A 6831-nucleotide genomic window follows, 5' to 3' on the forward strand; every position below is an offset into this window, starting at 1 on the left:
GTCTCCTTTAAGTTTGTCTAGTCCTCCCTGACCCGCAAAAATACGGGAAATCTCGGAAGTCCTTTTGCCGTTAAATTTTGATATTTATATGTTATGACCGAGCCGATCTTTGGTGGGTTTGCGCGCTCTTTGTCACTAAAACCAGAGCCTATTTTAAAGCGTTTTTTATCGCTTAAATTTTCGCAAACGACCGAGCCAAGAAGCCCGCTAAATTTGCCCTGCCCTACCTTATGTGCGACCACCACGCACTCGGCGTCGTTAAATTTTTTATATTTTAGCACGTTTTGACTGCGACCTCGCTCATACGCAGCGTTTGGTTCGCGCACGACCGCGCCCTCTCCGCTTTTTGCGATGACAGCCTCCGCAAACGCCTCAAATTCGGCGTTATCTTTTACTTTTACCTGCTTGATTATCTTTAAATTTTGCCCTGCCTGCGGATTTTGCAAGATAAATTTTTCAAGCTCGCTAAGCCGCTCTAAAAGCCCGCCACTTGCCTCTGGCACGTCAAAAACGTGAAATTTAAGCCTGTTCCACGCCTTTTCATCTGGCAGCTTATCCATCACACTTGCTTGAATTTCTTCAAATTTAAGCTCCTTTGCGTAAAGCTCACCATCAAGTGCAAATTTAGGGAAATTTTTAGTAAAACTTAGTGGTGCATTTAGCTTTTTGCCCTGCCTTGAGAGCAAATTCTCTCCGTCCCAGTAGGCACGCACGCCATCAAGCTTCTCGCTAGCTAGCCAGCCACTGACGTTTTGATCTTTATACTCGCTAAGGCGTAATAGTTCAAGAGAAAATGCAAAATTTAAAAGCACCAAAAGTGCAAAAACTATCCTAATCAGCCTTTTGCCTTGCAAAAACAATAGTCCATATGATCATCCACCACGCCCACGCTTTGCAAAAAGGCATAGGTGCTAACAGAGCCTAGAAACTTAAACCCTCGCTTTTTTAACTCCTTTGCCACAAAATGAGACATAGGCGTAGTTGCCGGCACTTGCTTGATATTTTGGTAGTGATTGATGATCTGCTTGCCGTCAAATTTGGGGTCAAATTTTCTTAGTAAATGTCCCCAAAGATAGTAATAAAAGCTGCCAAATTCTTTCGTTACTGATAAAAATGCAAGGGCGTTTGTGGCAAGCGATTTTAGTTTTAATCTATTACGTATCAGCCCTTCGTTTTGCATAAATTTAGCTATCTCAACCTCGCCATAAAGCTTGATCTTTTCAGGGTCAAAGCCGTCAAACGCCGCTCTCATAGCCTCTCTTTTTTGAAGCACTCCATGCCACGAAAGTCCTGCTTGAAAGCCCTCTAAAACTATCATCTCAAAAAATTTTCTATCATCTTTTACGACCTTGCCCCACTCATTATCGTGGTAGGCTATGTCAAGCTCGCCCTTGGCCCACTCGCAACGTCTCATTTAAATTTTGATCCCGTAAAACTCGCTATACCACTCGACAAATTTAGCCACGCCGTCGTTTACTTTTGTATTTGGCTTGTAGTCAAAGTCAGCCACAAGGTCGCTCACGTCTGCAAATGTCGCTGGCACGTCGCCTGCTTGAAGTGGGAGAAAATTTTTCTTGATCTCACGGCCTATCTTTATCTCAACTGCCTTGATGTAGTCCATGAGTTCAACAGGGCTATTATTGCCGATATTATAGACTTTAAACGGCGCTTTTGAAGTGGCAGGGTCTGGGTGCTTTGCGTCCCAAGCTGGGTTTGGCTTGGCAGGGTTATCTATGCATTTAATTATGCCCTTTACGATGTCGTCCACATAAGTAAAGTCGCGCTTCATCTTGCCGTAGTTGAAAACGTCGATGGTCTTATCTTTAAGCGCCGCATCAACAAACAAAAATAGCGCCATATCAGGGCGTCCCCATGGTCCATAAACCGTAAAAAAGCGAAGTCCAGTCGTTGGCACGTTAAATAGGTGGCTATAAGTGTGCGCCATCATCTCGTTGCTCTTTTTAGTCGCTGCGTAGAGGCTTATAGGGTGATTGACCCCTTCGTGGGTAGAAAATGGCATGTTTTCATTTAGGCCATAAACCGAGCTAGAGCTTGCATAGACTAAATTTTTGATCTCATTGTGGCGGCAGCACTCTAGGATATTCACAAAGCCTGTGATGTTGCTATCGATGTAAGCTTTTGGGTTTATTAACGAGTAGCGAACGCCAGCTTGTGCGGCTAAATTTACCACTACGTCAAATTTTTCTTTGGCAAAAAGCTCTTTCATCGTCTTTTCATCAGCGAGGTCAGCTTTTATAAATTTTAAATTCGGATGCGTTTTTGAGGCGATAAGCTTGCCGTAGTCTATCTCACTCACGTCAAAGCCAGCCGTTTTTAGGCGTGCAAGCTTTAAATTTACGTCGTAATAGTCATTTATCACGTCATATCCGACGACATCATCGCCTCTTTTTATGAGTGCATTTGCCAAGTGAAATCCTATAAATCCAGCTGTTCCAGTTACTAAAATTTTCATATTTTTCCTTTCATTTTTGGCTTATTTTAGTGCAAAAATGTAAATTTACGTATTTAGATCAGGGTGGTCCCAGGTGTTAAATTCGGCCTTTATGTCATCATCTTCTTGCCCTTTGCAGCATAGCCACTCAAGCCCTGCACGTCTTTCCATAACGACCTCTTCGTCAAGTCCAGCAATCTTTTTGCCATTTATCCTAGCATCTACACACGCCCAGTGGTAGCGATAAACTAGGTCAAGTTTACTTAAAATTTCATCCAAACTGCGAAGTTTTGAGCGGTTTTTGAGTCCGCCCTCTCTAAAGACATCCATCACAAACTCGCAGTCGCAAATTTTATCCATCTTACCGATATCTTCAGCTATGCCAAGTGCCCAAAGCAAGATCCAAAGTGACTCATACTTCCAGCCCATATTTACGGCCAAATTTATATCGGCTCTACCCTCTACGACCTCTTTTTCTTTTACACTTAGGTCATTATAAAAATCGCCCAAAAAGTCTTTAGCCCAAGCTATCTCATCTTCACTTAGGTGGCCATTGTCGCGGATAGTGCAAGCACACATAATGGCCGTAAATGAGCAAACCGCACGAGCAATGATCTCATCAACGCTTCTTGGCGTAACTTCACTATTGTCATACCTTAGCGGCAGACTTTCAAGCACAGCCACGCCCTCTTTTCTTAAAATTTTTATACTCTCATCTTTTCTTTGTTGCGCTGTTTTTGGCATATCCGCACCTTTTTTAAAAATATCAAACACTCCCATTTTTATTCAAAAAACTCAGCGTTAAATTTCTCTTCGTTAAAATTTTTACCTAAAAATTTACAGGCTTCGATCATATCAGTTCTTGCTATTTCAAAGCAACTCGTAGCCCCAGGACTTGGAGTCATATTAAAACTTATGCCCTCGCCTGTGCTTATCTTGCCTTCGCCAAGCTCAAGGCACTTTTTATTACGGTCGATAACTTGTGGCCTTACGCCGCCAAAATTTACAGCATAGCTTAGGTCATTTTCACTTAGGCTTGGTACGATCTTTCTAGCATCTTTTACAAATTCTTTTTTATTGATAAATGGCACTTCAAATAAGAAATTTCTTAAAATATAAGATCTGATGTCGCTATCTTTTAAGAGATTTGTAAAGACTTCAAAGACGTTTTTATCAAATTTTAGGCATTTACAAAAGTCAAAAAAGCTTGAACAGCCGTGGTATCTCTCTAGTTTTGGTATGACTAGGGCTGTTGGTCCAAAGCGAGTGTTGCCGTTAGCTAGGATATCTGGATCGCCATGAAGCGCGGCAAATGGTAGCTTATCGTTTTGCACCATATAGACTTTGCCGTTTAGTAAGCGTTTTTTTGCGAAATAAAAGCTTCCAGCAACGGGCAGTGTGCTAAGATGAAGCCCATAACCCATTTTGTGAGCCAAAAATAGCGAGTGTCCTCCAGCATCTACTACGACGTAGTTTGCAGTGATCACTTCGCCATCATTTATCTTTATGTGAAATGTATCGCCAGCCTTTTTTATATCAGTTACTTCTGAGTTTAGGCTGATCTCATAGCCATCTGCGCCTAAATTTAGCGCATTTTGCACAAGTGAGTTTGCTAAGCCACCAAAGTCCATCGTCGTAAACTGCCCATTTTGCGTGCCTATGGCGATGATGTTTTCTAGCCTCTCATTACCATTTGCGTCAAAAACGACGTTTGGCTCGATCTGTTTTAACTTCTCTTTGTCATAAATTTCAAGGTAAGGAAAAAGCTCCTTAAAACTCTCATATCTCTCTTTCATGCGCTCTACTTCGGCATCTCCGATAGCTAGTGCCATTTTTTGATGAGCGAACATATATTTGCCATCAAGATTGTATTTTAGGGCATATTTTACTGGCATATTTGCCACACGAGAGACTTTTTTCGCCTTTTCTAGTGTGTAGTTTGTCTCGATATCGCCACAATGAATGGTTTGTGAGTTGCCTTTGCCGTTTGAATTTAGAGTAGCTACGCCGTCATATTTTTCTAAAAGTGCGACCTTTTTTATGTCGCTAAATGCAGCCAACTCATAAAAGAGCGCCGTCCCACTAATGCCTGCTCCGACAATTACCACTTCAAAGTGCTTCTGTCTCATTTTTTCTCCCAAAAAAGTTTAGTCGCTAAAATGATACTATATTAATTTTAAAACAAACAGCGTGGTGAAAAAAGCTAGAATTTTTATATAAAAGAGAAATTTGGCAAGGTTTTCACCTTGCCTTGAAGTTAAAATTTATAAGAGACATTTACCTTGAAATTTCTACCTGACTCCCAGTCTACATAGTTTGGATCGCCTGTATAATCAGCCGTTCTTTGAGACTGTGAAGCATAAGTTTTATTAAAGAGGTTATAAATTCCAGCATTTATCTCTAGCCCTTTAAATTTACCACTGCTTGGTGAATAGGTAGCGTAGATATCGCTAACTGAGTAGCTTGGTATATTAACATTTTTGTCATCACCAGCCGAGATGGTATTTTTTGATGCAAAGTAGATTAGGTTGTAGCCTACTAGCGTATCAATGCTAGAAAATGCATACTCTGCGTTAAATGTATATTTATCGCCCTGATCGCGGTAGCCGATGATATTTGAGGTGTAGTAGCCGCCGTTTGCTTTAGCAACCCTATCTTTATATTTTACATTTTGATGAGTGTAGCTAGCTGCTAGGCTTAGTGCATCTAAATTTAGCCTTGCAAGTAGCTCAACACCGCTTATATCAGCACCACCAGCGTTTTTTCTAATCATTATCGGATTTGTTCTACCACCTGCTGCGTTGTTATCGACTATTAAATTTTTATATTTTGTCATGAAGTATTTTGCAGATAAGCTATATGAGCTAGCTTCACTTATATCGCCGTGGTATTTAAGACCAGTTTCGTAGCTGTTACCAGTTGTAGGTTTCAGATCTTTGTTAGCTTCCCAGCTTCTGCTTCCGCCTGCCATCATCGACTCCATGACGTCAGGCCCTCTAAAGACTCTTGCGTAGCTTGCAAGTGCGTTAAGCCCTTTAATGATCTCATAATCAAGCGCAAGCGCTGGGGTAAATTCATTAAATTTATAGGTGTAGCTCTTTACATTTCCAGCTCTGCCGTCGTAGCTTTTTAGCTCGTGGCTAGTGTATCTGATACCTGGAGTAACAGTTAGCGAGCTAAAATTTAGCGCATCTTCCACATAGATTGAGTAGTTATTTACCTTTTCAGGATAGTGATTATTTGGCTTGTTAAAATTTTTACTTTGGTAAAACTCAGCGCCGTATCTAAGCGTCTGCGTCAAAGCGCCGGTCTCGACTATACTCTTAGCCTTTGCATTTATGCCGTTTGTCTTTACGCCTAAAATTTTTAAGACCGGATCATCTTTTTTATGCTCGGTATTATATGCCGTTACCTCTAAATTCAAAAGATTACTAGGCTTGTATTCGTATTTTAGAGTTGTCGTATCGCGCTCGTATTTGCGGTGGTCATCATTTGCATGCGAACTACCAAATTCTGCTCTTAAAGGATAAAGACCCTTAAATTCATTATGCTCTCTTGAGATAGAAATTCTATGCGCATCAAGGAAGCTATAGCCAAGCTTTAAAAGATAGCTAAGGTCGTTGCCATCGCCGCCTATCTTCATTTTATTGCCACTTTTGCCGTAGTCATAGCCTTTGTGATTAATAGCTGCTATAAAGTCAAGCCCTTCAACTGGGACAGTAAAGAGCATAAGACCTTGCGAAAATTCGTCGTTGTTTGAGGCGTAGCCCGTTTTGATTTTTGCGCCGATGATCTCACCACTTTCTAGCAAGTCTTTTGCGTCCACCGTTTTAAAGGCGACCGAGCCACCAAGTGCGCCTGAGCCATTTACGACTGACCTTGAGCCAACCTCGACGTCAATAGCTTTTATAAGATCAGGATCGATCAGCAAGTCAGCATTGTGGTGAAATGTGTTTCCATTTTGTTTTGCACCATCTATCGTGATATTTAGGCCGCGGTCGCTCACGCCTCTCATATAAATTTTTTGGTTCATGCCGTTTGTGCCGCCCACATAGACGCCAGGGATGTCCCTCATCACGTCTTTTGCTAGGTCAGCATTTCTAGTTGAAATTTTGATGTCATCAACGCCGTATCCGCCACTACTACTTGTTACCTCAACTCCGCTTAATACGCTCTCGTCTGCCCCATTTGCACAAACTGCTATGCTTGCTGCAAGAGAGAGTTTAAATAAGCTTTTAAATCTTATATTTTCTCCTAATTTAGTTATTAAAGTTACTATTTTAATTTTATAGCATAATTTTGATATTGAATATTATAATTTTAAGTATAAATTTTAGATAAATTTTTGAGTTTTTAGATAAAAATATAAACTATTTTTA

General features: G+C 40.9%; 6 protein-coding genes. All 6 read right to left on the reverse strand.

The features are described 5' to 3' along the window. Positions 1-17 precede the first annotated feature (17 nt). The 6 genes from CYP43_RS01935 to CYP43_RS01960 all read right to left on the reverse strand — a co-directional run bounded on the left by CYP43_RS01935 (position 18) and on the right by CYP43_RS01960 (position 6758). Positions 18-836 (reverse strand): DNA ligase, encoded by an 819-nt coding sequence (locus CYP43_RS01935; protein WP_103582324.1) that lies wholly within the window; start codon positions 834-836, stop codon positions 18-20. Continuing rightward, on the reverse strand, positions 836-1414 hold the full coding sequence (locus CYP43_RS01940; protein ID WP_103582316.1) for a DNA-3-methyladenine glycosylase I: 579 nt from the start codon (positions 1412-1414) through the stop codon (positions 836-838). Before CYP43_RS01940 ends, CYP43_RS01935 begins: the two co-directional genes overlap by 1 nt. Next, a complete protein-coding gene (locus tag CYP43_RS01945) occupies positions 1415-2473 on the reverse strand; it encodes an NAD-dependent epimerase (protein ID WP_103582317.1) in 1059 nt (352 codons plus the stop codon). Between the two features lie 45 nt (positions 2474-2518). Then, on the reverse strand, positions 2519-3196 hold the full coding sequence (locus CYP43_RS01950; RefSeq protein ID WP_258032125.1) for a DUF4272 domain-containing protein: 678 nt from the start codon (positions 3194-3196) through the stop codon (positions 2519-2521). A gap of 38 nt (positions 3197-3234) precedes the next feature. Further along, positions 3235-4581 carry an FAD-dependent oxidoreductase gene (locus tag CYP43_RS01955; protein ID WP_103582319.1) on the reverse strand — a complete coding sequence of 449 codons (1347 nt, stop codon included), beginning with the start codon at positions 4579-4581 and terminating at the stop codon, positions 3235-3237. A gap of 128 nt (positions 4582-4709) precedes the next feature. Further along, a complete protein-coding gene (locus tag CYP43_RS01960; RefSeq protein ID WP_345917493.1) occupies positions 4710-6758 on the reverse strand; it encodes a TonB-dependent receptor domain-containing protein in 2049 nt (682 codons plus the stop codon). Positions 6759-6831 lie beyond the last annotated feature (73 nt).

Source organism: Campylobacter concisus (assembly GCF_002913045.1).
Classification (GTDB): domain Bacteria; phylum Campylobacterota; class Campylobacteria; order Campylobacterales; family Campylobacteraceae; genus Campylobacter_A; species Campylobacter_A concisus_AP.